Origin of the sequence: Halobacillus litoralis (assembly GCF_009856355.1) — a bacterium.
GTDB classification, from domain to species: Bacteria; Bacillota; Bacilli; order Bacillales; family Halobacillaceae; genus Halobacillus; species Halobacillus litoralis_B.
This window is the reverse complement of sequence record NZ_WMEW01000008.1, coordinates 37,964-63,960: the sequence shown is the minus strand read 5'-3', so window position 1 is coordinate 63,960 and position 25,997 is coordinate 37,964. Positions and strand designations below refer to the sequence as shown.

27 protein-coding genes are annotated in these 25,997 nt (G+C 48.4%); 19 read left to right on the top strand and 8 right to left on the bottom strand.

The features are described from left to right. Positions 1-175: 175 nt before the first annotated feature. Positions 176-685, bottom strand: a complete 510-nt coding sequence (locus GLV97_RS12425; protein WP_160889773.1) for a GbsR/MarR family transcriptional regulator — start codon at positions 683-685, stop codon at positions 176-178. A 263-nt stretch (positions 686-948) separates the two neighbouring features. On the opposite strand from GLV97_RS12425, the gene GLV97_RS12420 reads away from it, so the two are divergent. The 3 genes from GLV97_RS12420 to GLV97_RS12410 are packed head-to-tail and all read left to right on the top strand — an operon-like array spanning position 949 to position 3,961. After that, complete coding sequence (locus GLV97_RS12420) at positions 949-2,151, top strand: betaine/proline/choline family ABC transporter ATP-binding protein (protein ID WP_160841660.1); 1,203 nt, start codon at positions 949-951, stop codon at positions 2,149-2,151. Then, the gene (locus GLV97_RS12415; protein ID WP_160834851.1) at positions 2,135-2,983 is read left to right on the top strand and encodes an ABC transporter permease; all 849 of its coding nucleotides are present in this window, start codon (positions 2,135-2,137) and stop codon (positions 2,981-2,983) included. The genes GLV97_RS12420 and GLV97_RS12415 overlap by 17 nt, the downstream gene beginning before the upstream one ends. Positions 2,984-3,043: 60 nt before the next feature. Then, positions 3,044-3,961 (top strand): glycine betaine ABC transporter substrate-binding protein, encoded by a 918-nt coding sequence (locus GLV97_RS12410; protein ID WP_202409545.1) that lies wholly within the window; start codon positions 3,044-3,046, stop codon positions 3,959-3,961. A gap of 139 nt (positions 3,962-4,100) precedes the next feature. Here GLV97_RS12410 and GLV97_RS12405 read toward each other — a convergent pair whose 3' ends face one another. The 3 genes from GLV97_RS12405 to GLV97_RS12395 all read right to left on the bottom strand — a co-directional run bounded on the left by GLV97_RS12405 (position 4,101) and on the right by GLV97_RS12395 (position 5,746). Next, complete coding sequence (locus GLV97_RS12405) at positions 4,101-4,508, bottom strand: YtxH domain-containing protein (RefSeq protein ID WP_160834852.1); 408 nt, start codon at positions 4,506-4,508, stop codon at positions 4,101-4,103. Positions 4,509-4,655: 147 nt separating this feature from the next. Continuing rightward, the gene (locus GLV97_RS12400) at positions 4,656-5,189 is read right to left on the bottom strand and encodes a tryptophan transporter (protein ID WP_160834853.1); all 534 of its coding nucleotides are present in this window, start codon (positions 5,187-5,189) and stop codon (positions 4,656-4,658) included. 128 nt (positions 5,190-5,317) lie between these two features. Then, entirely contained in the window at positions 5,318-5,746 is a 429-nt protein-coding gene (locus GLV97_RS12395) for an HIT family protein (RefSeq protein ID WP_160834854.1), read from the bottom strand. A 140-nt stretch (positions 5,747-5,886) separates the two neighbouring features. Between GLV97_RS12395 and GLV97_RS12390 the strand changes: the two genes are divergently transcribed. The 3 genes from GLV97_RS12390 (at position 5,887) to GLV97_RS12380 (ending at position 9,105) form a co-directional block, all read left to right on the top strand. Further along, complete coding sequence (locus GLV97_RS12390) at positions 5,887-6,630, top strand: ABC transporter ATP-binding protein (RefSeq protein ID WP_160834855.1); 744 nt, start codon at positions 5,887-5,889, stop codon at positions 6,628-6,630. Further along, positions 6,623-7,837: an ABC transporter permease gene (locus tag GLV97_RS12385; protein ID WP_160834856.1), complete on the top strand. Its 1,215-nt coding sequence runs from the start codon at positions 6,623-6,625 to the stop codon at positions 7,835-7,837. The genes GLV97_RS12390 and GLV97_RS12385 overlap by 8 nt, the downstream gene beginning before the upstream one ends. 569 nt (positions 7,838-8,406) lie before the next feature. Continuing rightward, a complete protein-coding gene (locus GLV97_RS12380) occupies positions 8,407-9,105 on the top strand; it encodes an EcsC family protein (protein WP_160889772.1) in 699 nt (232 codons plus the stop codon). On the opposite strand, the gene GLV97_RS12375 is transcribed toward GLV97_RS12380, so the two are convergent. After that, positions 9,102-10,280 (bottom strand): amidohydrolase, encoded by a 1,179-nt coding sequence (locus tag GLV97_RS12375; protein WP_160834858.1) that lies wholly within the window; start codon positions 10,278-10,280, stop codon positions 9,102-9,104. The genes GLV97_RS12380 and GLV97_RS12375 overlap by 4 nt on opposite strands. A gap of 186 nt (positions 10,281-10,466) precedes the next feature. After that, positions 10,467-10,904 carry a ferritin-like domain-containing protein gene (locus GLV97_RS12370; protein ID WP_160834859.1) on the bottom strand — a complete coding sequence of 146 codons (438 nt, stop codon included), beginning with the start codon at positions 10,902-10,904 and terminating at the stop codon, positions 10,467-10,469. Between the two features lie 212 nt (positions 10,905-11,116). On the opposite strand from GLV97_RS12370, the gene liaF reads away from it, so the two are divergent. The 5 genes from liaF (at position 11,117) to GLV97_RS12345 (ending at position 14,562) form a co-directional block, all read left to right on the top strand. Further along, positions 11,117-11,857 carry a cell wall-active antibiotics response protein LiaF gene (gene liaF, locus GLV97_RS12365; RefSeq protein WP_160841656.1) on the top strand — a complete coding sequence of 247 codons (741 nt, stop codon included), beginning with the start codon at positions 11,117-11,119 and terminating at the stop codon, positions 11,855-11,857. 13 nt (positions 11,858-11,870) lie between these two features. Continuing rightward, the gene (locus tag GLV97_RS12360) at positions 11,871-12,935 is read left to right on the top strand and encodes a histidine kinase (RefSeq protein ID WP_160889771.1); all 1,065 of its coding nucleotides are present in this window, start codon (positions 11,871-11,873) and stop codon (positions 12,933-12,935) included. Continuing rightward, positions 12,932-13,558, top strand: a complete 627-nt coding sequence (locus GLV97_RS12355; RefSeq protein WP_160834862.1) for a response regulator — start codon at positions 12,932-12,934, stop codon at positions 13,556-13,558. The genes GLV97_RS12360 and GLV97_RS12355 overlap by 4 nt, the downstream gene beginning before the upstream one ends. 96 nt (positions 13,559-13,654) lie before the next feature. Beyond that, the gene (locus GLV97_RS12350; RefSeq protein WP_160889770.1) at positions 13,655-14,080 is read left to right on the top strand and encodes a disulfide oxidoreductase; all 426 of its coding nucleotides are present in this window, start codon (positions 13,655-13,657) and stop codon (positions 14,078-14,080) included. Beyond that, on the top strand, positions 14,077-14,562 hold the full coding sequence (locus GLV97_RS12345) for a thioredoxin family protein (protein ID WP_160889769.1): 486 nt from the start codon (positions 14,077-14,079) through the stop codon (positions 14,560-14,562). Before GLV97_RS12350 ends, GLV97_RS12345 begins: the two co-directional genes overlap by 4 nt. 36 nt (positions 14,563-14,598) lie before the next feature. Here GLV97_RS12345 and GLV97_RS12340 read toward each other — a convergent pair whose 3' ends face one another. Further along, entirely contained in the window at positions 14,599-15,105 is a 507-nt protein-coding gene (locus GLV97_RS12340) for an antibiotic biosynthesis monooxygenase family protein (RefSeq protein WP_160834865.1), read from the bottom strand. 53 nt (positions 15,106-15,158) lie between these two features. Here GLV97_RS12340 and GLV97_RS12335 point away from each other — a divergent pair, with 53 nt between their 5' ends. From GLV97_RS12335 to GLV97_RS12315, 5 genes are all read left to right on the top strand, one after another. Then, the gene (locus GLV97_RS12335) at positions 15,159-17,354 is read left to right on the top strand and encodes a PBP1A family penicillin-binding protein (RefSeq protein ID WP_337194101.1); all 2,196 of its coding nucleotides are present in this window, start codon (positions 15,159-15,161) and stop codon (positions 17,352-17,354) included. A 105-nt stretch (positions 17,355-17,459) separates the two neighbouring features. Further along, the gene (hemE, locus tag GLV97_RS12330; RefSeq protein ID WP_160841652.1) at positions 17,460-18,497 is read left to right on the top strand and encodes a uroporphyrinogen decarboxylase; all 1,038 of its coding nucleotides are present in this window, start codon (positions 17,460-17,462) and stop codon (positions 18,495-18,497) included. A gap of 13 nt (positions 18,498-18,510) precedes the next feature. Continuing rightward, positions 18,511-19,443 carry a ferrochelatase gene (gene hemH / locus GLV97_RS12325; RefSeq protein WP_160889768.1) on the top strand — a complete coding sequence of 311 codons (933 nt, stop codon included), beginning with the start codon at positions 18,511-18,513 and terminating at the stop codon, positions 19,441-19,443. Between the two features lie 4 nt (positions 19,444-19,447). Next, positions 19,448-20,854 carry a protoporphyrinogen oxidase gene (gene hemY / locus GLV97_RS12320; RefSeq protein WP_160841650.1) on the top strand — a complete coding sequence of 469 codons (1,407 nt, stop codon included), beginning with the start codon at positions 19,448-19,450 and terminating at the stop codon, positions 20,852-20,854. A gap of 165 nt (positions 20,855-21,019) precedes the next feature. Then, entirely contained in the window at positions 21,020-22,033 is a 1,014-nt protein-coding gene (locus GLV97_RS12315) for a LacI family DNA-binding transcriptional regulator (protein WP_160834869.1), read from the top strand. A gap of 105 nt (positions 22,034-22,138) precedes the next feature. Here GLV97_RS12315 and yhfH read toward each other — a convergent pair whose 3' ends face one another. Continuing rightward, on the bottom strand, positions 22,139-22,267 hold the full coding sequence (yhfH, locus tag GLV97_RS12310) for a protein YhfH (RefSeq protein ID WP_084163219.1): 129 nt from the start codon (positions 22,265-22,267) through the stop codon (positions 22,139-22,141). A gap of 124 nt (positions 22,268-22,391) precedes the next feature. Here yhfH and GLV97_RS12305 point away from each other — a divergent pair, with 124 nt between their 5' ends. The 3 genes from GLV97_RS12305 (at position 22,392) to GLV97_RS12295 (ending at position 25,875) form a co-directional block, all read left to right on the top strand. Continuing rightward, a complete protein-coding gene (locus GLV97_RS12305) occupies positions 22,392-23,123 on the top strand; it encodes an MBL fold metallo-hydrolase (RefSeq protein ID WP_160889767.1) in 732 nt (243 codons plus the stop codon). A 65-nt stretch (positions 23,124-23,188) separates the two neighbouring features. Then, positions 23,189-24,190: a lipoate--protein ligase gene (locus GLV97_RS12300; protein WP_160836423.1), complete on the top strand. Its 1,002-nt coding sequence runs from the start codon at positions 23,189-23,191 to the stop codon at positions 24,188-24,190. A 146-nt stretch (positions 24,191-24,336) separates the two neighbouring features. Further along, a complete protein-coding gene (locus tag GLV97_RS12295) occupies positions 24,337-25,875 on the top strand; it encodes a fatty acid--CoA ligase family protein (protein WP_160889766.1) in 1,539 nt (512 codons plus the stop codon). Positions 25,876-25,997 lie beyond the last annotated feature (122 nt).

The window sequence follows — 25,997 nt, the reverse complement described above, 5'->3', positions numbered from 1 at the left end:
TATTCTTAATTCTATTGTGCCAGAATTGGCGGCAATAGGAAAGTTATAATATGCTGCACCATTAACCTATTCCCTCTTTATAATAATATAAAACTTTCTGTATTTGACAAGGTGTAAAAAACAGAAAAATGATAAAAAAATACCAGTAAACACTTGTTTACTGGTGAGAAGCCCGCTAAGGAGCCGGTTGAAGACTTTGGAGCGCTTTCAAAAGACGGGTGTGAAAATGGATCATTTCCTGCATCCGCTCCTGTAATAATACTGCTTCATCCTTTTCCATCTGTTTTACACAGCCTTTAAAATTTTCTTTCATCTGTCCTTCCACAGCCGATAATTCCTTTTCCTGTTCAGCTACGGCTGTCTGCCATTTTTGTATGTAGGAAGTCATAAAGGTTTTGTAGAGGTTGGCGGTGGATGTATATAAATCCTTCCGAACCCCTTTTTTCCACACACGTTCAACCAGTCCTTGATCGGATAAATTCCGGATACCAGTGCTCATGGCCGTCTTGCTTTTTCCCAGCGCGCTGCTCATCTCATCCAGCGTCATCGGCGATGGATGAAGGTACAGGGTGACAAACAAGCGGGAGTCAGCCATGGATAAACCGAACATCTCCAGGGTTTTAGAAAATTCGTGTATGACTTTCATCTGGATGTCTTCCAGGTTGTGGTGATCGTTTCCTCCCATATGCTCCTCCTTTTTACGTTCTACGACTACATTACTATAAATGGTAATCCGAGGAAAACCAGAGATTGGTGAGCATTTTGTCGAAATTAAACGAAATATGAAGCATTACACCCTTTAAATTACGTACAGTTTGAACTGTACGTAATTTTTGTACTTATTTTAAAGTAAAGTGCGTTTGAACTTTTAGTTTTAAATAGGTTACAGTGTATAAGGTACTAAGTTCAAAGTCACAGTTTGAGATTTTTAGAAAATGAGGTGAAAACGTGCCGGTCATACAAGTAGAAAATTTATCAAAGATTTTTGGTAAAAACGCCAAAAAGGCGACGAAATACTTAGATGAAGGACAAACGAAAGAAGAAATTTTAGAAAAAACCGGAAATACGGTAGGGGTAAACCGAGCCTCCTTTAACGTCGAAGAAGGAGAGATTTTCGTCATTATGGGGTTATCCGGCAGTGGGAAATCCACACTTGTACGTCTGATCAATCGTCTCATTGAGCCGACGGAAGGAAGTGTACTCATTGACGGGGAAGATTTAGCGAAGATGGACAGCCGCTCCCTCCGGGAGGTCAGACGTCAGAAGCTAAGTATGGTCTTTCAGAAATTCGGGTTGTTCCCACATCGGACTGTCCTGGAAAATACGGAGTTCGGCCTTGAAGTTCAGGGCATTGATAAATCGGAAAGAAAGAAAAAAGCCGAGGAATCTCTTGAACTGGTTGGTCTTGGCGGGTACATCCATCAGTTCCCGGGGCAGCTTTCCGGGGGCATGCAGCAGCGGGTCGGACTAGCCCGGGCGCTTGCCAATGATCCTGAAGTTCTTTTAATGGATGAAGCCTTTTCTGCTTTAGACCCATTGATACGTAAGGAAATGCAGGATGAGCTCCTTGATCTGCAGGAGACGATGAAGAAAACGATTTTGTTCATCACTCACGATCTTGATGAAGCTTTAAGAATCGGCGACCGTATCGCGTTGATGAAGGATGGACGTATTGTTCAAATTGGAACGCCGGAAGAAATTCTCGTGAATCCTGCCAACGATTATGTTGAGAAATTCGTAGAAGATGTCGACCGGTCGAAAGTATTGACGGCTGAAAACATTATGAAAAGGCCGGAAACGGTGGATGTCGAGAAACATGGCCCAAGGACGGCTCTTGAAAGAATGCGTAAAGAAGGTCTTTCCACCATCTATGTGACGGACAGCCGGAGAAATCTTCATGGATATGTTACAGCTGATGATGTATCAGAGGCAGCCAGGGAGGACGTGAAGGACTTGAAAGGCATTCTCCGGACCGATGTTCCCCAAATTCAAAGTTCAACATCAATGCAGGAGATCTTCGACATCATCCATGATGCCCCTGTTCCAGTGGCTGTCGTTGATGATGGGAAGCTGAAAGGGATCATCGTACGCGGCGCGGTCATCGCAGCACTTGCAGGAAATGAGGTGAATGTAAATGGAATCGATTCCTAAAATTCCAGTAGCCCAATGGGTTTCAGATGCAACGGAATTAACGACAGAAACATTTGGATTTTTATTTGATTTTATAAAAAATGATTTCGGAGACTTTATCGAGCTTGTAGCAGAAGACTGGTTGATGGGAATTCCAGTGTGGCTGTTTATCGCGGTCGTTGGAGTGCTCGCTTTCTTTGTCTCCGGGAGGAAATTCGGTTTGACGGCTTTTTCCGTGATTGGTCTATGGTTCATACATAACCAGGAACTGTGGGAAGAGTTGATGAATACCTTCACCCTTGTTGTGTTTGCCAGTCTGATTTGTGTCATTGCGGGCATTCCGCTTGGGATCTGGATGTCGAAGAGCCGGACGGTGGAAAAGATTTTCACTCCTGTTCTGGACTTTATGCAGACGATGCCGGCTTTCGTTTATTTAATTCCAGCGGTAGCGTTCTTTAGTATCGGAATGGTACCAGGTGTTTTCGCATCTGTTATTTTTGCTACACCGCCGACGGTGCGCTTCACAAACCTGGGTATACGCCAGGTGTCTCACGAATTGATTGAAGCCTCTGATTCCTTTGGTACGACCGGCGTACAGAAGCTGTTCAAAGTCCAGCTGCCGATGGCAAAGAAAACGATTATGGCTGGTATCAACCAGACGGTCATGCTTGCCCTTTCGATGGTCGTTATTGCTTCGATGATCGGAGCCAAAGGTCTTGGACAGACGGTTATTACCGGGTTGCAGCGTGCAGAAGTAGGTACAGGATTTGTCGCAGGTCTGGGTATTGTCATCCTGGCCATTATCATTGATCGTTTTACTCAAAACCTGAATACACAGCGTGGCGAGCAGTAAAGAGAGAAAAGACCATGGTCTTTTTCTAATACACACATTTTTCAAAGGGGAGAGATTTACATGTGGAACTGGAAACGTTTAGGTATGGCAGCAGGGTTGTCACTGACATTGATTGCTGCAGGATGTGGGTCATCAGAAGAAGAGTCGTCCGGAAGTGATTCTTCATCAGAAGACGTCAGCTACGGAGAAGAAATGGACTATGAGATTACCGGTGTGGAAGCAGGTGCCGGTGTTGTCAGTAAAGCTCAGACAGCTGTAGAGGAGTATGACAGCCTGAAAGGGTGGGAGGTTTCCACATCATCCTCAGGGGCCATGGCTGCTGCTCTCGGAGAAGCATACGAGGATGAAGAGCCGATTATTGTCACAGGTTGGACACCGCACTGGAAGTTTTCTAAATATGATCTGGAATATTTAGAGGACCCTGAAGGCATCTTCGGTGAAGAAGAGCAGATTAAAACGATGGTTCGCGAAGGACTGGAAGAAGACAAGCCGAACGCTTATAAGATTTTAGACCAGTTCAACTGGACAACCGAAGACATGGAATCTGTCATGCTGGATATCAATGAAGGCAGCAGTGAAGAAGAAGCCGCTCAAAAATGGATCGAGGAAAATGAAGATCTTGTAGCTGAGTGGACCAAAGGAACGGAAGAAGTAGAGGGTACCGAAGTGAAGCTTGTGTATGTGATGTGGGACTCTGAAATTGCTTCCACTCATGTCGTTGGAGAAGTTCTGAAGCAGCAAGGCTTTGACGTCACCCTGACGTCCCTGGATAACGGGCCGATGTGGGAATCTGTAGCCTCTGGAGAAGCTTCCGGAATGGTCGCAGCTTGGCTGCCGGTCACTCACGGAAGTCAGTATGAAAAACACGAGGACAGCATTGTGGACCTTGGTGCCAACCTGGAAGGCGCTAAAATCGGTCTTGTCGTTCCATCCTATATGGATGTTGATTCTATTGAGGACCTGACACCGGCTGAATAACAACTGAAATAGGATTTTCCGGATATGTTAAACCCGTACAGTGAGGAGAAAGTCCACTGTACGGGTTTTTATTTTTCTCCTGCGCCCCTGCCTGGATGGAATAGAAAAAACCCCCGTCTGGACAACGGGGGTTTACGGTTTATTGATGGTTGATGACTTCATGACTGGGCTGGGAGGGATCCGTGTTCTGGTCGACTTTCGCTTTTTCCTCCAGCTCCTTCAGGCTCTCTTCAATCTGCTCCAAATATTTCTGGATGTTTTTCTGGTGAGGCTCAACGGTCCGTTTCCAGCTTTCGATAGAGGTTTTTACATCTTCGGAAAGCTCCTTGATTAACTCGGCACCTTCTTTGGATGTCTGAGTGATCTGGTCCCTGAGCTGCATGCCATCCTCTTTCAGGCTCAGCACGGTATTCTTCAGGTTTTCGCTTTTCAGTCTGGCATTTTCACGAAAATCCCTTCCGGATGAAGGGGCGTTAAATAGTGTGCAGGCGGCTCCGATGACACCTCCCGCTAAAATACCCAGAGCTAACGATTTTCCATTTGGCATATCCGTCCATCTCCTTTCAGATCCATTTCCATGGTTCTATTTTCTCTTAATATGTAAGAATGAAACCTTAAAATGATAAAAAACATCTGTCGTTTTAAGTATAACAAAGGCACTACAGAAAAGTAGTGCCTTTGATGACTGACAAGGTTACGACGCCTGCCGGACCGGTCCTGCCATGGAAGAACGTTTGAGGATCTTCGTGGCAATAGGATACATAACGGCAACAAACAAGATATTGAAGGCCGCAGCTGGGAGAACGACTGTGGCGAACATTACGCCAAAGCTCGCTTCCATCAGACCGATGATATAGAGAACAACGCCAAGGAAAATGGATCCACTGATCATTGTTCCAATACCGGCAAGGATCGGCTGCGTCAGTTTATGATTAGAGATTTTTTTCGTCAGCAGTACAAGTCCAAAGAAAGCGAAGGCTGTCAATGGTTTGTCAATCAAGTTGGCAAGCTGTCCGCCGGGTACTGTCGTAGTCAAAGCAGCGATAAAACCGGTGGCTAATGACAGAAGCAGTACATATGGGGCTTTCGGGAACATCAGTATTCCAAGGAACATCATGGCCAGCATCATGTCCGGGCGCATCCCGAAGAAAAACGGTGGAGCCACCGCATGAAGCACAGCACCAATACCAACAAGCAGGGACAACATTACTAATACTCGAATATTCATTGAACATCTCTCCTCAACTATTCTAATCTCTTCTGAATGACATTCCAGACGTGTCCTTCTGACCGCCTGCGAATGCATACTCGTATTATACAAAAATCAGCATGGAAAATCAAAAATGACCCTTGAAGTTAATGTGGAATCCGTCCGCTGATTTCCCCGGCAATCGCCTGAAGCTGTTCGGGGGAGTAATCATCGGAATGGACTTCCCATTTCGCTCCGAACCCATCATCATCCCCATACCTCGGGATCAAATGAATATGTAGATGGAAAACGGACTGTCCGGCTGGTTCTTCATTGTTGTTCAGCACATTCAAGCCCTCCGGCTCGTACGTTTCCTTAATTGCATTGGCAATTTTAGGAACTCTGGCGAAAAGAGCTGCTGCTGTGTCGGGGTGGGTGTGGTAAATATCTTTGCAGTGTGTTTTAGGGATGACGAGCGTGTGTCCCTTCGTCACCTGACTGATATCAAGGAAAGCATACACTTTTTCATCTTCATACACTTTAGCGGACGGGATTTCTCCGTCAATAATCTTACAAAAGATACACGATTCTGCCATGTCTGACACTCCTTTCATTATTGCCTGTATTGTATCATAAGCAGCAGCGGGCGCCCATTGTTGAAATGCCTGCCCGGCGTGTATGCCGAGGAAAAATATGATAAAATTCATTCAGATGGACCAATGAAAAGAGGGATAGCATGCAGTCTTTGTTACATATTGAAAACCTCCACGGAGGCTATACGCATAAAAACGTCCTGCACGGCATCAGTCTTGATGTGAAGCCCGGCGAAATCGTAGGGTTGATCGGATTGAACGGCGCGGGCAAAAGTACAACAATTAAACATATCATCGGATTGATGCAGGCGAAGCAGGGAACGGTTTCCATCAACGGCACCCGTTTCGATGAAGACCCTGAGAAGTACCGGCAGCAGCTGGGGTATATCCCGGAAATGCCGATTCTCTATGATGAGCTCACACTCTATGAGCATCTCCATCTGACAGCTATGGCCTACAACATCCCTGAAGATGTTTTTAAGAAGCGTCTTGATCCATTACTGAAGGAATTCCGTCTGGAGAAAAAGCTGAAATGGTTTCCCGTCCATTTCTCTAAAGGGATGCGTCAGAAGGTGATGATCATGTGCGCCTTTTTAATAGAGCCGGAACTTTATATCGTGGACGAACCGTTCGTAGGTCTCGATCCTCTTGGGATCCAATCCTACCTGCAGATGATGGAGGAAATGAAGGAGAAGGGAGCGGGTATTCTCATGTCCACCCACATCCTGGCGACAGCGGAGAAATACTGTGACCGTTTTGTTATTCTTCACGACGGGGAGATCCGGGCACAGGGGACGCTGGCAGAGCTGCGTCAATCTTTCGGGCGTCCGCACGCTTCCCTGGATGATATTTATGTCGAGCTTACAAAGGAAGAACAGCATGATTAATGCGAAAGAATTCTGGACAGCGCGTTTTTCCGGGCACCTAAAAGAAACGAGCCGGTATTTGAAATACATGTTTAATGGTCATATTGCGGTCGCCATGCTGTTTTTCATTTCAGCCTCGGCCTATTATTACCAGCAGTGGCTGCAGGATCTTCCGGAGAACTTTCCCACGGCTTTGGTCACTGCTGTGGCTTTTGGATTTCTAGCCGGCTACAGCCCGGTGCGGACGCTTCTGAAAGAGCCGGATCTAGTATTTCTCCTCCCGGCTGAATACCAGCTCAATGATTATTTCAAGCGGTGTCTCTACTACAGTTACCTCGTCCAGCTTTATTTAATCTTCCTTGTGGCCGCTGCTCTCGGCCCATTATATCTGGCGTCTTTTCCAACTCTTGGAGGCAGTCACTATTTCATGATGATCGGTGTCCTCCTGGTGGTGAAGGCTTGGAATATGCTTTCCAACTGGTGGATGCTGAAAGAAAGGAATGGTCGGACCCGCCTGATGGACCAGGGAGCTAAGGCCCTCTTGAACGGCTTCATTTTCTTCTTTCTGGCCCGCGGGGACTGGGTGTTTGCCGGCATTGTGACCGTTCTGCTTGCCGGGCTCGTCCTCTACACGTATACACTGGCAAGCCGAAAGGCCGGCCTCGTCTGGGACCTGCTCGTGGAAAAAGACCAGCAGCGGATGCGGGCTTTTTACCGGATCGCCAACATGTTCACCGATGTTCCGCATTTAAAAAACACCGTAAAGAAAAGACACGGCCTTGTCCGGATGCTTGCGCAGGGGATTCCATTCCGGCAGGATCACGCCTTTACCTATTTGTTCCGGATTACGTTTGTCAGAAGCAGTGATTATTTAGGAATGTATCTCCGGCTGATCCTTATCGGGGGGCTCGCCATCTGGTTTGTCCCGAACGTCTGGGTGAAAGGGGCATTTGCCCTGCTGTTCCTTTACTTGAGCGGGTTTCAAATGATGACCCTCTGGAATCACCATCGTACCATCATCTGGCTCGATCTTTATCCTGTGCAGCAACAGTGGAAGCAGAAGGCAGTCCTGCAATGGCTGAGGATGATTATGCTATTTCAGACGGTCGTTTTCGGACTGCTGCTTGCTCTCCAATTTCAATGGACAGGGATGATCGGTATCTGGGTGCTTGGTACCTTGTTCAGTTATGCTTTTGTACAAACGTATGTTAAACAACGACTAAACTAGAAAAGAAGGCTGCGTGGAGCAGCCTACTGGCTTTAGAAAAAGCCTGAGTTAACCAGTTAGAGCTGCCCTTTTGTCGTGTGAAGGGTTACTTTCCGCTTATCGGTGGATGAATGCCGCGGGCACGCCCTCAGCTGACTTGGTCAGGAAGACCGCCTGCCCAAGTAGATCTTCGGCCCGTGCTGTTCCCGCAGGCGTCACCACCGAACGCTCCTCGTGCCGACGTTAGAATATATTGCGCAGGGTCGCAGATGCAAAAGAACGGCACGGGCTGCGCTGTTGGCGCTTGTGTGGAAAAGAAAAAGGGAAAGCACAGGCGCTGATGACGGCTGCCTGCCGAAATATGAAAAAGAACTCCCAAGGAGCGGTGCCCCTTCCACTCCTGCGGAAAAACGAGTGGTTCGAGATCGCCGAGCGTGGGTTTTGCGAGGAAGCTCGGGCGCTCGTCCGCGGAAAGGGAAGGGGCTTTCGCTCCTGGCGGTAAGAAAGAAAAAAGTTTGTAAAGAAACAGGGGTTGCTCTACAGGCTGAAGGCTGCGTGGAGCAGCCTTCTTTTTTGAAGGAGGATGTTCATTGAACTATGAACAAAAGGTTAAAAAAGAAGCCGTACGCTGGAGCCGGTCCCTGGACAAACGGTCTGCCCTTCTGCAGCGGACGTCAAAGCCGTTTCAGCAGCGGATCAACAACCGAATCCCCGGCCGCATTCATAAGCTGATGACAGAGAGTGTCCGTTCCATGATCGAAGCCGCCTTAACCACTTCTGAATATCTCAGACCTGTGGCTGTAGAAGATTGGACCTGGGAAGAGCGGGAGAGGAAGGTTAAAGAACTACTGAAGCAGTATAAAAGGACGGCATCACTGGAAGGGGCCGGGACGGGGGCTGGCGGTATATGGCTGGGGCTCGCTGACTTTCCTCTGCTGTTAAGTATTCAAATGAAGTTTTTGTTTGATGCAGCACAGGTATGTGGGATGAACATCCATTCCTATGAGAACCGAGTGTACCTGATGCACGTCTTTATGCTGGCTTATTCCAGTGATGAAGTGAGGAAGCAGACGAAGGAAAAAGTGATGAATTGGAAGGACGTTCCGATTGAAGAAAAGATTGTGGACTGGAAAACCCTCCAGATGGAGTACCGGGATACGCTGGATATAGTAAAGCTGCTCCAAATCGTCCCCGGCATCGGTGCCGTCGTCGGCTTTGTTGCCAATGGACGTTTGTTGGAGCAGCTGGGGGAGACGGCTCTACAATCCTTTCGTCTCCGGTTTCTTTAAGACCCGTGTTTTTCCTGGTAGCTCATATAAGCCTGAAACAGTGTCTTTGCAGCATGAGGCAGTGCAGACTCGTCAAAGTCAAATTTTGGATGGTGGTGCGGGTAGTAGTGATCCGGAATCTGAGCTCCTGTAAAGTAGTAAGCGCCGGGCTTCTCCAATAAGTAATAAGCGAAGTCCTCTCCGGCCATAACGGGTTCTACTTCCTCGGTAACAAGGGAATCGGACGCTTTATGCGCATGTTCCAAAATGATTTCGGCTTCATCGGAGTGGTTGATGACCGGTGGATAACCTTTCTCATAAAGGAAGTCATAGTCGGCGTCATATCCCTGGCATGTTCCCTTGATGATTTTTTCCATTTCGCTGATAATCAGCTCCTGCACATCGGCGTCAAATGTCCGGACGGTTCCGGTCAGCTTGGCTGAGTCAGCGATAACGTTAAAGGTGCCGCCCGCTTCCAAAGTCCCGACAGTAACGACCGCCGTCTTCAGTGGGTCGATCCGCCGGCTGACAATCTGCTGCAGCGTTGTCACGAGCTGGGAAGCGATGACGATGGCATCTTTCGTCTGGTGCGGCTGGGCCCCGTGTCCGCCTTTTCCTTTGATCGTAATTTCAAAACGATCTGCACCAGCCATGAACGGCCCCTTCGACGTTTGAATGACCCCTGTCGGTGCATTGACCCATAAGTGCGTGCCGAAGACAGCATCCGCTTCTTCAATGGCGCCTGCTTCGACCATCGGCTTTGCGCCGCCGGGAGCATATTCCTCTGCGTGCTGGTGAAGGAACAGGACCGTGCCCGGAAGTTCGCTCTGATAGGGTGCAAGAGCTTCGGCCAGTCCTAAAAGGGCTGCCGTATGGCCGTCATGGCCGCAGGCGTGCATCGCTCCGTCGTGCTTAGAGCGGTAGGGGACATCATTTTCCTCCTGAATCGGCAGGGCATCAAAATCGGCGCGCAGGGCAACCGTTCTGCCTGGTTTTCCACCTTTCAGAGCAGCGACAACCCCGTTGCCGCCGACTCCGCTTTCATAGGGAATCCCCAGTCTTTCGTATGTATCTGCGATAAATTGCGCGGTCTTCTCTTCGTGAAAAGAAACCTCCGGGTATTGGTGGAGATACCGTCGTGTTTCCACCATCTTGTCGTATTGACGGTCGATGGCTTGAAAAACATTTTCCCTCATGTCGCATTCTCCTTTGTGTTGTGATTGTACAAATTGTAATACAGCTTCTGAATATTCTCAAATTCAGCCCGCATGCCCATCATGAAAAGTTAAGAAACGCGCTCCCTATTTTTCTTCGTTCACATAAAAACCCGTCCTATGATAAGTCATAGGACGGGTTTTATACTTCTGGAAAACAGCCTTCGATCAGTCCTGCAGTCTGGAATCCTGAAGAAGGCGGCTGATTTCTTCCATGTGGTGGGTTTCATCTGAAATCATATCATCAAGTTTGACGGAAAGCTCTGTCAGGTTCAGTTCTTCCGCCTGCTGTTTTCTTTCTTCATAACGCTGAATCGTCTGTCTCTCTGCTTCGCGTGCTTCCTCAAGCATTGGACGAACTTCTTTCAGCTGCTTCACTTCTGCCGGAGTTGTTGTCGGTGTGCCTCCAAGTGTGCTGATTTTTTCAGCTAAATACAAGGCATGCCCCTGTTCATCGGTGACTTCCTCTTCGAAAAACGGCTTCAATACAGAACGATAGAGTCCTGTTACGACCGCCGCATTATAGGTGTACATAATGGAAGCGGCATATTCGTGTGCGAGATCTTCGTTCAGTCCATCAATGAGGGCTTTCATTTTTTCATCCATGCAACAACATCCTTTCCAAATTAGTCTCACCCATTATTTTTCCCCCAGTCTCTCCCTTTAAACGTAAAATTCCGTCTCCAGTCGGAATGAGCGCCCTTCTGAAGCGGGGTGTCTTGTGAGGAGCGGACAGGTAGAATGAAGGGAAACTGAGCGGAGGAAAGGTTTTCCCCTGTTTTTGTCGAATCAATTATGTAAGAGAAAAGGGTGATGCCATGAATACGAGGATAGGGAAAGGGCTCGCGGCCTTTCTTTTGATCGCTGCCGGAGTTGTTCTTTTGTTAGCTAATGTTGAAATCATTTCCCTGGAAATGAATCTATCCTGGGGAATGATTTATCCGCTTTTCATTCTGCTGCTTGGTTTGAAATTGTGGGGAAGTGCTTATATCAGAAGAGGGGGCAGCTGGACAGCCGGCTCATTTCTGACGGTTTTTGCTGTCCTGCTGATCCTGGACAGGTTCGGAATCATGACCTTCCGCTTTTGGGATTTTTGGAAGCTCTGGCCGATGCTGTTCATTTATATCGGATTCGGAATCATGAGGGGAAGAAGCCGGAACAGGAATCAGCAATTTTTTGATCAGCCGCTGCCTGTATCGAGAACGATGGCCGTCGGGGATTTCTCGTTCACAGAAGAAAACTGGAAAGTGGAACCTATGAACGTATGGAGCGCCGTCAGTGATTACAAATTTGATTTTACAAAAGCGTTCATACCGGATGAGGATATTCCCATCCGTGTGGCCGGCTGGGCGGGGGATGTCCGTATGTTCGTCCCCAGACAGGTGCCTTTTCGTGTGGACGCGAAGGTGAGGGCCGGGGATATTAAAGTAGCTGGTCAGAAGGCGGATGGAATCAACCGCATCATTCAATATGAAACACGGGATTATCAAGAGGCCGGCCGGAAGCTGACCATTCAGATTGAATTGACGGCCGGATCCATTAAAGTGGTTCAGGTGTAAGGGGGGGAGAGCGGTGCTGAAAAAATTAAACAGTGTACGCTATATGTTCATCCGTTCCCATCTTTATGGACTTGTCTTGAACACAATGATGCTGCTTGCTGTTCTGTTGTCCATTTTCGTATGGTTCGAGCCGGTATGGCTGGAAGCAGGGGCGATTCTGCTGTTTACTGTCGTGTATGTGTGCATCGGTTTCCTGGTGTCGCTGTATGCCGGATTTCGTTCGAGTGGAGATATGAAGCAGCGGCTCGATTATATCTCATCCATGATCACACAGCTGGCGAGAGGTAAATTATCGTCCAGGATTTACTTTCAGGAAGATGACGAAATTGCCGGGCTTGGAGATGAATTAAATACACTGGGTGAAAAGCTGCAGCAGCAGAAGGATGCCCTTTTGAAGCTGGCTGATGAAAAGGGGGAACTCGCACGAACGGCCCATAAGGCAGCGGCCATTGAAGAGAGGCAGCGCCTGGCGCGGGATCTCCATGACGCCGTGAGCCAGCAGTTATTCGGCTTGACCATGATGGCGCAGGCGTCCGGAAAAATTTTTGAGCGCGACCCAGTCCGGGCCAAAGAACAGTTGAGGGAAATGACTCAGATGGCGCTTCAGGCGCAGACAGAAATGAGAGCCCTGCTGCTGCATCTCCGTCCAGTCCATTTGTCCGGAGAGCCTTTTAATGAAGGGGTGGCTGCTTTAATCGAAGAATTGAAGCAGAAATGCCGGATTGATTTTAATATCCATATGGAAGATGTGGAAGGTCTCACGGAAACGATGGAGGAGCAGCTGTTCCGAATTGTTCAGGAAGCCTTATCCAACGTCCTTCGTCACGCTGGGGCGGATGAAGTGAAAATGACCTGCACAAGCGATGGAGAGGAAGTTTTTTTACATATATCTGATAACGGAGCGGGTTTTAATGTGGAGGAGAAAAAAGGGAACAAAGCTTCCTACGGACTGAAGACGATGCAGGAGCGGTGCGAGGAAATCGGCGGCCTTTTTTCACTCCGGTCGAGAAAAGGAGAGGGAACGCACATCGATCTTCGTGTGCCGGTCAGCCGTAAAATGAAGGAGGAATTGGGATGATCCGTGTTGTTGTCATCGATGATCATGATGTCGTCCGAAAAGGTGTCATCGCCTATTTGAGTACAGAAGATGACCTGGATATTGTTGGAGAGGCATCGAGTGGAAGAGACGGTGCGGCCGTAGTTAAACAGCAGAAGCCGGATGTTGTCCTCATGGATCTGATCATGGAGGATGGGACCGGGATTGAAGCCACCGGGGAAATTATGAAAACAGAGGAATGCCGGATCATTATTCTGACGAGCTATTACGATGATGAAAAGGTGTTCCCCGCTCTTGAGGCCGGGGCGTTCAGCTATATGCTGAAAACCTCATCGGCCGATGAAATCGCTGATGCCATCCGGAAGGCTTATGCGGGGGAAAACGTGATCGAACCAAAAGTCGCTACGAAAATGATGAGCCGCTTCCGGAAAGAAAAATCCCTGCATGACGATTTGACGAAGCGGGAGCTGGAAGTACTCAAGTGCATCGGTGAAGGGATGACGAATCAGGAAATCAGTGACGTCCTGTATATCGGGATAAAGACTGTTAAAACCCACGTCAGTCATGTATTGAGCAAGCTTGAGGTGCAGGACCGGACGCAGGCGGCTGTTTATGCCCATCGGAAAGGTCTCGTTCAGGCGTAACGCCTGTCATGTAGGAGCGTTTTATCCAAGGATCAATCCTTTGTTTTCAAGAGGTTCACTAGTATAATGGCAAGTAGGAGAGAGAGGGAGACTTGTATGAAGAAGGATCATGAAATCCGGCTCTTTGTCATCTGGGCGTTGTCCTTGACCGCCGTGGCCGGAAGCTTGTTTTTTTCAGAGGTGCTCGGCTTTCCGCCGTGTGAATGGTGCTGGTATCAGCGTATTCTCATGTACCCGCTCGTTGTCATCTATGGAACGGCCCTTGTGAAAAAGGATATGGCGGTTGCGCTGCCGGGGCTGTTTATGAGCGGAATCGGGATGGGTGTGTCTGCCTGGCATTACAGCCTTCAGAAAATTCCGGCCTTATCTGCCGGTGATTCGTGCGGTCTTGTACCGTGCAGCGGACAGTACATCAATCTGTTCGGTTTCATCACCATTCCGTTTTTAGCGGGAACCGCATTTATCATCATTTTCATCATTCACGTGTTTACAGTGAAAAAGGAAGGAAGTCATCGTTCATGAAAAAAGGCATGATTATTTTCGCCAGTGTGCTGGCTGTTCTCGTTGTTGTCCTTATCATTGTCGTCAATTACCAGAATGATCAGAAGACAGCCGATAATCCTTATGGCAAGGATGAGCTGGACCAGGCTACCATCAACCAGCTGGACGATCCGAATTACCAGAATCAGATTCTGCCGGATGAGCTGGAGGAGGAAATCGAATCGGGAGATCCCGTTACCGTGTATTTCTACAGTCCGACCTGCCCGCACTGTCAGCGGACAACCCCTGTGCTTGTGCCGATGGTGGAGGATATGAATATTGATATGAAGAAAATGAACTTAAAAGAGTTTGATGTATGGACAGCGTACAGTATTCAATCAACACCGACACTCGTCCATTATGAAAATGGTGAAGAACAGGCGAGACTTGTTGGAGAGCAGCCGGAAACGGTGTTCGAGGAATTTTTCCAGGATGAAGTGCTCGATGGATCAGAGGAAGAATAAAAAAGTGAGCGGCATGTGCCGCTCACTTTTGCTATGCTAGTCTTCAAGCTGAATCATACGGTACTGCGTAATATAGGCGTCTCCGTCTATAAAGGAAGGTTTTTTCGCGTGTTTCGGTCCGGATTTTTTGTGGGCATCATCAAAGGATTTGGAACTCTTCCAGTCTTCGAAATCCTGCTGGTTCCGCCACTGGGTGAAGACAACATACGTATTTCCTTTCAACGGGCGGAGAATACGGATGGCCTGGAAACCTTCCTGGTTTTCCACGTTCCCTGCCCGCTGCTTGAAACGATCTTCAAAGACCGGGCGTCCCTCTTCACTGACAGGGATGTTATTCATGACCACATATCCTCCGGGCTGGACGTCTCCCACGTGGTCGACCGTTTCATAATCCCGGCCCTCAGAAAAGATCGAAGGACCGTCTCCTTCATAATAAGCGAGGGTTTTATCCTGGTCCTGCATATAAAATATGGAGGCGTCAGGGTGCTGCTCCCGCAGTTTAGCTAAGTAATCCAGTGTACCACTTGTCATTGAAACTTTCATAGGCGATGTCTCCTTTCCTTCGGTATGTTCAGTGTATCAATAGGGGTTGAAAGGTGGCAAGCTGGAAGGTAACCGACAGAAAGGATCGAGATGTAGTGAAACTAAAAAAACAATGGGACAAGCTTCCTTCCTGGGTGAAGAAATGGAAGTGGCCGCTGCTCGCTCTCGGGCTGCTTGTCTTTTTCTTGACTGCAGGTTTTATGACGATTTATTTCGGCGGACGTTTTGTCGTTAATGAGAAGGATTTGATCCTTGATGAAATGACGACAGTGGAAACCGCCGATGGGGAAGTGATCGAACGCATCTATACGAAAAACCGGCAGGTCGTCAGCATAGATCAGATTCCGGAGCATGTACAGGTGGCCTTTACGGCTGTGGAAGACAGCCGCTTCCGCGAGCATGCCGGTGTGGACTTCAAAGGGATTCTCCGTGCCGTGTATAAGGATATCGCCGCCATGAAAAAGGTGGAAGGAGCCAGTACCATCACACAGCAGCTGGCCAAGAATGTATTTTTGACGAATGAAAAGACTTGGATGCGTAAGACGAAAGAAGTGATGGCCGCCCTTTATTTGGAGCGGAATCTCACGAAAGACGAAATTTTGGAGCTTTATTTGAACCGGATTTATTTCGGGGAGGGAACGTACGGAATTGAAGCCGCTTCCCAACACTATTTCCAAGCTTCTGTCTCGGATCTCACCATTGCTCAAGGCGCGCTTTTGGCAGGGCTTCCGAAAGCGCCGAATACCTACTCTCCTTTTGAAAATCCGGAGGCGGCCGAAGAGCGCAGGAACGTTGTGCTGGCACGGATGTATGATGTAGGAAGCATTGATGCGGCTGCCATGAAACAGATGCAGGGCACGACATTAGCTGTGGAAAGAGAAGCAGATACAGAGGAAACGTGGTCCAATAGTTACGTCGATCTGGTTATCCAGGAAGCGGCCGATAAGTATCACATTTCCCGTGATGAACTGAAGCGGGGCGGCTACCGGATCATCGTCGAGATGGATCCGGTGATTCAAAAAATCGCAGCTGGAGAAATGAAATCCGGCGAATACATTCCCGGAACCGCGGGCCCGGTGGAAGGGGCGCTGACGATTACCGATCACCGGACAGGAGCCATCGCTGCTGCTGTCGGCGGACGGGATTATGTGCACGGTGACTTTAACCGTGTCCTTGCTGAACAACCGCCGGCATCAACGATCAAACCGTTTGCCGTCTACGGCCCGGCGCTCATGATGGATGAATATGATCCATACTCCCTGCTGTCGGATGAACGGCAGGCCTTTGGTGATTTCAACCCAGCAAACTACAACGATGAGTATGAAGGGCAGGTGTCGCTCTACGAAGCCCTTGTGGAATCCAAGAACGTGTCGGCGGTGTGGCTGCTTGACCAGATCGGCATCCCTTATGCGAAAACGTATTTAGACAAGCTTGGCCTTTCTACAAATGATGAAGGGCTCGCTATTGCCTTAGGCGGTCTTTCTGAAGGCTTTACACCTCTTCAGATGGCAGAAGCTTACGGGGCGCTCGCACAATCAGGGGTAAAAAAAGACAGCTATACCATTAAGCAGATTTTAGACAGGGATGAACAGGTCATCCATGAACATACACCCGAAGAGGTGCAGGTGTTTGATGCCCAGACATCCTGGTATTTGACGGAAATTCTGCAGACGGTCGTCGAGGATGGAACCGCAAGCTCCGGCGACTATTCAAAAGCATTAGCTGGTAAAACCGGAACCCAGCAGGATACAGATGTCTGGTTTGCCGGTTACACCCCGGAATATGCCGGAGCTCTCTGGATGGGCTATGACTCGAATGGAGAAGACAGCCGCCTGGAAGGCAGCAGCGCGTACCCCGCCCGCATGATGAAACGCATCTTAACAAAGGTGGACCAGCAGCAGGAGCTTGGCGCGGCGTTCGAACAACCGGAAGGGGTGGAAAATCTTCCTGATCCTGTTGCCCTTCCTGTGATTACAGATGCAGAGGCCACTCTCAACCTGGGAGGACTTGCTACGCTGCGCGGAACGATTACGTGGAGCATACCGGAGGATGAGCGGATTATTTACCGTATTTTCAGGGAAGAAGAGGGAGAAGATGTGAAAGTCGGGGAAGTGACCGGCAAAGGGGAGTTCCGCATCAGTGCGTTCAGCGTTTTTGATGAGACCCGCTACTACATCGTCCCAACCGACCCGCTTACAGGTAAAGAAGGACAGCCGTCCAATTCCGTCCGTCTGAACTGGGACTTTTAAAATCGTACAAAATCGTGACAAACCACTTATACAGCGACATGGTTTTCCGATAAATGTTATAGTTGAAAACGGGTCGTTGATGAACGTTAAAAAGGAGTCTTATTCATGAAGAAAATTGAGAATGACACAATATTGAGAGCTTTCCGCGGTGAAGAAACCGATCATACACCCGTATGGTTTATGCGTCAGGCCGGACGGTCACAGCCTGAGTACCGCAAATTAAAAGAGAAATACTCATTGTTTGAGATCACTCATGAACCGGAATTGTGCGCCTACGTCACACGTCTGCCTGTCGAGCAGTACGGGGTGGACGCCGCCATTCTGTATAAGGATATTATGTCCCCCCTTCCGGCGATTGGTGTGGATGTGGAGATCAAAAAAGGGGTCGGTCCCGTCATCCATAATCCAGTCCGCTCGAAGGACGACATTCTAAAGCTTGGAACCATTGATCCGGAAGCAGATGTTCCTTATGTTTTGGATACCATTCGTCTGCTTACGAAAGAACAGTTGACGGTTCCGTTGATCGGATTCAGTGGTGCGCCTTTCACATTGGCGAGTTATATGATTGAAGGCGGACCTTCCAAGAACTACAGCAAAACTAAATCATTGATGTACAGTGAGCCGATGACATGGTTTGCTCTCATGGATAAGCTTGCTGATATGGTGATCGAATATGTAAAAGCTCAGGTGGCAGCCGGAGCCGAAGCCATCCAGATTTTCGATTCGTGGGTGGGCTCCCTGAACGTTGAAGATTACCGGACATTTATCAAACCGGTGATGCAGCGGATCTTTTCTGAACTGAAGGAGGAAAATGTTCCGTTGATTACCTTCGGCGTCGGAGCTGGTCATTTGATTCACGAATGGGATGATCTTCCTGTCGATGTCATCGGTCTGGATTGGAGAATGTCGATTACGGAAGCAAGAAACGCAGGGGTGACGAAACCGCTGCAGGGAAACCTGGATCCGACGATTCTATTATCCGACTGGGACGTCATTGAAGAGCGTGCCAAACGGATCATTGATGAGGGAAGGAAGCATCCGTCCCACATCTTTAATCTTGGACATGGTGTGACTCCGGATATCAAACCGGAAACGTTGAAGCGTTTGACCAATTTAATCCACACATACTCAAAAAAGAACTAAGAGGTGAAGCAGCATGGCACAGAAAAAAATGGGACTTTTAGTAATGGCTTATGGAACTCCTTATAAAGAAGAAGATTTGGAGCGTTATTACACACACATCCGCCGGGGCAGAAAACCATCGGATGAGCTTCTTCAGGATCTGCGTGATCGTTATGATGCCATCGGAGGCATTTCTCCACTGGCCCGGATCACTGATGATCAGGCGGAAGCAGTGAAGAACGCATTGAATGAAAAACAGGACGATATTGAATTTCACATGTACCTTGGCTTAAAGCACATTGAACCGTTTGTGGAAGATGCGGTGGCACAGATGGCTGAAGACGGCATTGACGAAGCGGTTTCCATTGTGCTTGCTCCTCATTATTCCACGTACAGCGTGAAATCCTATAATGGACGTGCGAAAGAAGAAGCGGACAAGCATGGCATCACGATCCGTTCTGTGGAAAGCTGGTACGATGCACCGGGCTTTATTGACTACTGGAAGCAGGCCCTGGAAGCGGAATACGGCAAAATGGACGAAGCGGAAAAAGAGAACAGCTGCCTGATCGTATCGGCGCACAGTCTGCCGATGAAGATTTTGGAAGGCGGCGATCCATATCCGGATCAGTTGAAGAAAACAGCGGATCTGATTGCAGAAGCTGCTGGAGTGACCAATTACGAAATCGGCTGGCAGAGTGAAGGAAATACACCAGATCCATGGATCGGTCCGGACGTACAGGACCTTACCCGTGATCTTTATCATGACAAAGGGTACACCACCTTTGTGTATGCGCCGGTCGGCTTCGTTTCCGACCACCTGGAAGTTCTTTATGACAACGACTACGAATGCAAAGTTGTCTGCGATGAAATCGGAGCAGGCTATTACCGTCCTGAAATGCCGAACACGCATCCACAGTTCATCGACACTCTTGCCGATGTCGTTCTGAATAAAGCGAAAGAGCAGTAAGACGATGGGGGAACGAAAACAAGTCGTAGTTATAGGCGGGGGCATCTCCGGATTGACCTCCGCCTATTATCTTCAAAAAAAAGCAGCCGAAAAAGACATCCCTCTCGATGTGTCACTCATAGAAGCCGGCAGTCGTCTGGGCGGTAAAATAGAAACCGTGAAAAGGGACGGGTTCACGATTGAACGCGGTCCCGACTCCTTTCTTGAACGGAAGGAAAGCGCCGGACGCCTGGCCCGTGAAGTGGGGCTGGGGGAAGAGCTCGTTCCCAATGGGACCGGTCAGTCCTACATTTTAGTCAATGGACGACTTCACAAGATGCCGGCAGGATCCTACATGGGAATTCCTACCCGTATCCGTCCTTTCCTTTTTTCAGGGTTGTTTACGCCGGCAGGGAAAATCAGGGCGTCGATGGATCTTGTGAAGTCCAAAAAGACAGTGGAGGGGGATCAGTCACTCGGACTTTTCTTCCGCCGCCGGCTCGGTAATCAAGTGGTCGAAAACCTGATTGAGCCGCTTTTATCCGGCATTTATGCCGGGGATATCGACCAGCTCAGCCTGAAGGCGACTTTCCCGCAGTTTTACGAGATGGAGCAGGAGCACGGCAGCCTGATCAAAGGACTCCGCCGGACCACTTCGATTCCAAAGCGGAAAAAAGGAGAAAAGAAACCGAGCATGTTCCGCACGCTTAAACACGGGCTCAGTTCTCTGGTTGATGCGGTCGAGGAACAGCTGCATCCGGGTACGGTACAGACAGGTATCAAGGTGAATCACATTGAAAAGCAGGACGATGGCTATCAGCTGATGCTCAGCAATGGAACAGTGAAAGAGGCGGACGCTGTCATTATGGCCGTCCCTCATTTCGCTGTTCAGCGGATGCTGTCCCACTATGATTTTCTTGAACCGTTCAAGGAAACCAATGCTACATCTGTTGCCAACGTAGCGATGGCTTTTGATGCCTCAGCTGTTAAAAAGGATATTGACGGTACAGGCTTTGTCGTGTCGAGGAACAGCGACTTCCGTATCACCGCTTGTACATGGACCCATAAAAAATGGCCGCATTCGACGCCTGATGGAAAAGTGCTTCTCCGGTGTTATGTCGGGAAGCCCTCAGACCAGGAAATCGTCACGAAGACGGATGAAGAAATCCAGGAGATCGTTTTGAAAGATTTGAATAAAACGATGAACATTACCGATAAACCGGATTTTTCCGTTGTGACGCGCTGGCATGATGCAATGCCTCAGTATAAAGTGGGCCATAAGGAAAAACTGGAGAATATTACAGCGGCCATGGAAAAGAAACTGCCAGGCCTATATCTGGCCGGTGGTTCCTACCGCGGCATCGGTCTTCCTGACTGCATTGATCAGGGAGAAGCGGCTGTGGATAAAGTCCTGAAACATCTTTTTGTATAAATCAAAGAAACATCAGAGGAGCTCCCCGGTCGACGGGGGGCTTTTTTTTATTCACGCCGGGGTGAAAGAAGCTTACAACTGTATGAAAGGGCTTGCATGAAACGACAAAGCTTAGTATGATAATAATTGGAAACGTTTTCAAAATGCATCAGGGGGGAAATGAATATGGCTACGATTGAAGATGTAGCGAAATTGGCTGGGTTATCAAGGACGACGGTGTCCCGCGTCATAAATGATCAGCCATACGTGACTGAAGAAAAGCGGCAGCGAATCGTCCAGGCCATGAAGGACCTGGGGTATGTCCCCAATTCATCTGCGCGCCGCCTGCGCAGTCAAAAAACAGAAACCATAGCAGTTCTGCTGCCTCGAATTACGAACCCATTCTTCGGAAACTTAATCGAAGCGATGGAGCAGAAAGCATCCGAATGGGGATATCAGGTGATCGTCTGCCAGACCCATCATTCCAGCAAAAAAGAAATCGACTATCTGCAGCTGCTGAAAACGAAGCAGGTGGATGGTGTGATCATGGCTTCCCTTGTTAATGACTGGAAGGATGTCGAACCTTATCTGGAGTCCGGCCCGATTGTGTTCTGCAATGAGTATATGGAGGACGCTTCGATTCCAATGATTCATATGGATCATAAAACAGCCGCCTACGAAGCTGCTGTTCATCTGCTGGAGCAGGGATGTAAACATATAGCCTACGCGAGTGGAGGGCCGGAAAGTCATTTGGGAGCCATGAGGAAACAGGGATTTCTGGAGGCTTTAGAAGAATATGGACGACCTTTTCTCGAGGAGATTAATATTGACTGGGCGATAGATGTGAGTGACGGACAGAAGGTCTTTCATCTCATCCGAAGCGAATTTCCTTATATTGACGGGGTGTTTACAGGATCAGATGAAGTGGCGGCCGGATTGATCTATGAAGCATCCTCCTCGGACTGGCAGGTGCCGGAGGATCTTGCAGTGGTAGGGTTTGATAATCAGATGGTTTCGCTGCTCATGGTACCGTCGGTGACGACCATCCAGCAGCCGGTTATACAGATGGCCGATAAGACGGTGGAAGTGCTCATCCAGCAGCTCCTCCATCCCGGTGCCATCGCCCCTAAGCGGTATGTCTATCCCCATCAGCTTCTGCTAAGAAATTCAACGAAACGAAGAGAGGCAGCCATTCAGTAGATTTTCTACGGATGGCTTTTTTTTATGGAACCAATAAAAAAAGCAGCTGGGAGCAGCTGCTTGAAATCAGAGGTTCTTTCTATGGATTTTTGTGGAATACTGGAATTAACGGGCAGGGTGATCGCAGTCGTCGCAAACATTACCATAACAGTCGGCTTTTTCCTGAATGACATTTCCACATTGAGCACAGTGCTTTTTCGGCAGGTTACGGAAAAACTCAAGAACATTCATCATGGTAAATCGCCTCCAAGTATTTTTAATGTAAAACCATTGTATTATAACAATATTCAGAAATCAACCATCTGTTATAAAACAAAACAAAAATAGGCAGAATTTTTTTACAAAAGGAGTGGATGATGTGAAGGTTACCATTATCGGTTATTGGGGAGCCTACCCTGCAGCAGGAAGTGCGACCTCCGGTTACTTGTTTGAGAAGGATGGATTTACGCTGCTTGTGGATTGTGGCAGTGGTGTTTTATCACGACTGCAGCAGTATAAGAAAGTTACAGATCTTGACGGGGTTCTTCTGTCCCACTATCACCACGACCATGTTGCGGACATCGGACCGCTTCAGTATGCGATGCTCGTGCAGAACACCCTGCAGGAAACGAACCGGAAGCTGTATATATACGGTCATCAGGAGGATAAGCAGCAGTTTGAGCGGCTGAGTCATCAGTATACGGAAGGCATCGGGTACGATCCTGAAGAAACGCTCAAACTTGGACCTTTCATCATCGATTTCCAAAAAACAGCCCACCCTGTTCCTTGTTATGGTATGCGGATCAGTGATGGGGACAACACCGTCGTTTATACAGCGGACACCAGTTATTTGAAAGAGTGGGGGACTTTTGCTGAAAACGCAGATCTGTTGATTACAGACACCAACTTCTACCATGGGATGGATGGAAGAGGGCCGGGCCATATGACGAGTACCGAAGCCGCGTCCATTGCCCGTGATGCGGGAGTGGATACGCTCTGGCTCAGCCACCTTCCGCATTTCGGCGATCCCACCCGTCTCCGCCAGGAAGCCCAGGATGTTTTTCAAGGCACCATACAGCTGGCGGAGGAAGGTTTATCCTGGAGTAAATAGATTGTTTCTCCTTATCTAAACGATTACAATGGTACATGGAATAAGGACTGGAAAGGATGAAAGTGATGCTGTTTATAGATCATGAAGGAATTAATGATCCTAGAATTAACCTGGCGATTGAAGAGTACGCCTTAAAGAATCTCGATATTAATGAAACGTATTTACTGTTCTATATCAATGAACCGTCCATCATCATAGGAAAAAACCAAAACACGGTGGAGGAAATCAACACCAATTACGTAGAGGATCACGGCATTCATGTTGTGCGCCGCCTGTCCGGCGGAGGCGCTGTCTACCATGATCTCGGAAACTTGAATTTCAGTTTTATTACGAAGGATGATGGAGACAGCTTCCATGACTTTGCTAAATTTACAAAGCCGGTGACGGAAGCCTTGAAGAAACTCGGCGTGAACGCGGAGTTGTCCGGTCGGAATGACATCACGGCAGAGGATGGACGGAAAATTTCCGGTAACGCCCAGTTCTCTACACGCGGCCGGATGTTCAGCCATGGGACGTTGATGTTGGATTCTGAAATTGAAAACGTCGTATCTGCATTAAATGTGAAAACGGAAAAGATCAAATCCAAGGGGATCAAATCGATCCGCAGCCGTGTCGCGAATATCTCTGAATTCCTCGAAGAACCGATTTCCATGGAGGAATTTAAACAGCTGATCCTGCGCTACATTTTTGATGTGGAGGATGTGAAGGATGTTCCGCAGTATAAGCTGACAGCAGAAGACTGGGACAACATCCATAAGCTCGCCGATGAGCGCTATAAAAACTGGGACTGGAACTACGGACGTTCTCCGAAGTTCAACATTCAGCATACCAAGCGGATTGAAGGAGCAGGGAGTTATGACGTCCGTCTTGACGTAGCCAAAGGGACCATTAAGAACGCGAAAGTGTTTGGAGATTTCTTTGGTGTCGGTGATATTCATGTCATTGAGGATACATTGATTGGATGCAGGTACGAGCGTCAGGCGATCTCTGAAGCCCTGGATGAAGTGGATATCTCCTATTACCTTGGGAAAATATCAAAAGAAGACTTTCTAAACATCCTATATTAATGAAAACCCGGTCTCACGGCAGGTGTGGCCGGGTTTTTGATCTTTCAGGTTTAGACATAAGTTGCCAAAAAGTTTTCAGTATTTTATAATTAATTAGAAAATACAAGTAGTGAATGACTATTCATTCATAATGAGGGGGAACATGTATGAATTTAAGCGGACAGCTGATGCTGACGGCTCAAGAAAACCCTGATAAGGATGCCTATATTTTTCAAGGTCATTCGGTCAGCTATAGAGAGTTCGATGCGTCCGTAACGAAATTCGCTTCAACGTTGTCCAGGCTTGGGTATGGAAAAGGGGACCATGTGGCTTTGGTAAGTGGGAACACCCCGCTGTATATGATCGGCTTGTACGGAGCTCTGCGTGCTGGAACAACCGTTATTCCGATCAATCCGACCTATACAGCATCAGAAATGGGCTATATTTTAAAAAACGGGGACGTCAAAGCTGTGATTACGATGGATGTCCTGTTGGAAGTCTTTGAACATCTGGATCACCAGAATGATGTGGATCATTATTTTGCTGCTGATACAAACAGCGGCATCGATTTATCCGCTTCTTCATTGTCCTCAAAAATGAAATCGTTTACAAATGCAGTAGAGGAAGGAAGCCCGACCTTTGAGGGTCCGGCACTTGAGGAAGAGGATATCGGGGTCATCCTGTATACCTCCGGTACGACCGGGAAGCCTAAAGGCGCGATGCTGACTCAGAAGAATTTGTATTCCAACGCCGTTGATGTGGCGGATTATCTGGAGTTTTCCTCTGATGACCGGGTGATTGCCACGCTGCCGATGTTTCATGTTTTCTGCCTGACCGTCTGTTTGAATGCGCCGCTTATGAATGGAGGAACCATCCTCGTCATTCCGAAGTTTTCCCCTCAGGAGGTTTTTGCTGCAGCTGATGAACATAAGGCCACCGTGTTTGCAGGAGTGCCGACGATGTACAATTATCTGCTGCAGACAGGGAAAGATCTGGTGCAGACTTTCCGCCACATGCGGTTGTCCATTTCCGGAGGCTCATCGCTGCCTGTCTCCCTGCTGGAATCCTTTGAACAGCAGTTTCACGTCCGGATTTCGGAAGGCTATGGATTGTCGGAAGCTTCTCCGGTCACGGCCTTCAACCCGCTGGACCGGCCCAGGAAGGCTGGTTCAATTGGGAAAAACATTAAAAACGTGGAGAATCGCGTGGTGGATGAACTGGGGGAGGATGTCCCTGTCGGTGAAGTCGGAGAATTGATTGTCAAAGGGCCGAATGTGATGAAAGGCTATTATAAAATGCCGGAGGAAACGGCTGTCACGATCCGGGACGGCTGGCTGTATACCGGTGATATGGCCCGGGTGGATGAAGAAGGATATTTCTACATCGTGGACCGGAAAAAAGATATGATTCTTGTCGGAGGCTATAACGTCTATCCACGGGAAGTGGAGGAGGTTTTATACAGCCACGACGATATTACTGAAGTGGCGGTCGTCGGTGCGCCTCATCCCGAGCTTGGAGAAACGGTGATCAGCTTTGTCGTTTCCACAAACCCGTCGCTCGGAGAAGCGGAACTCCTTGATTTCTGCCGCGGGCGCCTCGCCAAGTACAAGTGGCCGTCCCGTATCGAGTTTCTGAATGAACTGCCGAAAAACACGACAGGGAAAATATTAAGGAAAAATTTACGAGAGCAGCTGACAAGCTCTTGAACGATAGGCCGCTCCGGTTCTTCCCAGCCGGAGCGGCTTTTTTAATGCCTTCCCTTTTGCGGCAGTCTTTTTTTATGGAGGTGAAACGTTCATGTGGGGGGGAACGTAAAAAAGGAAAGGAG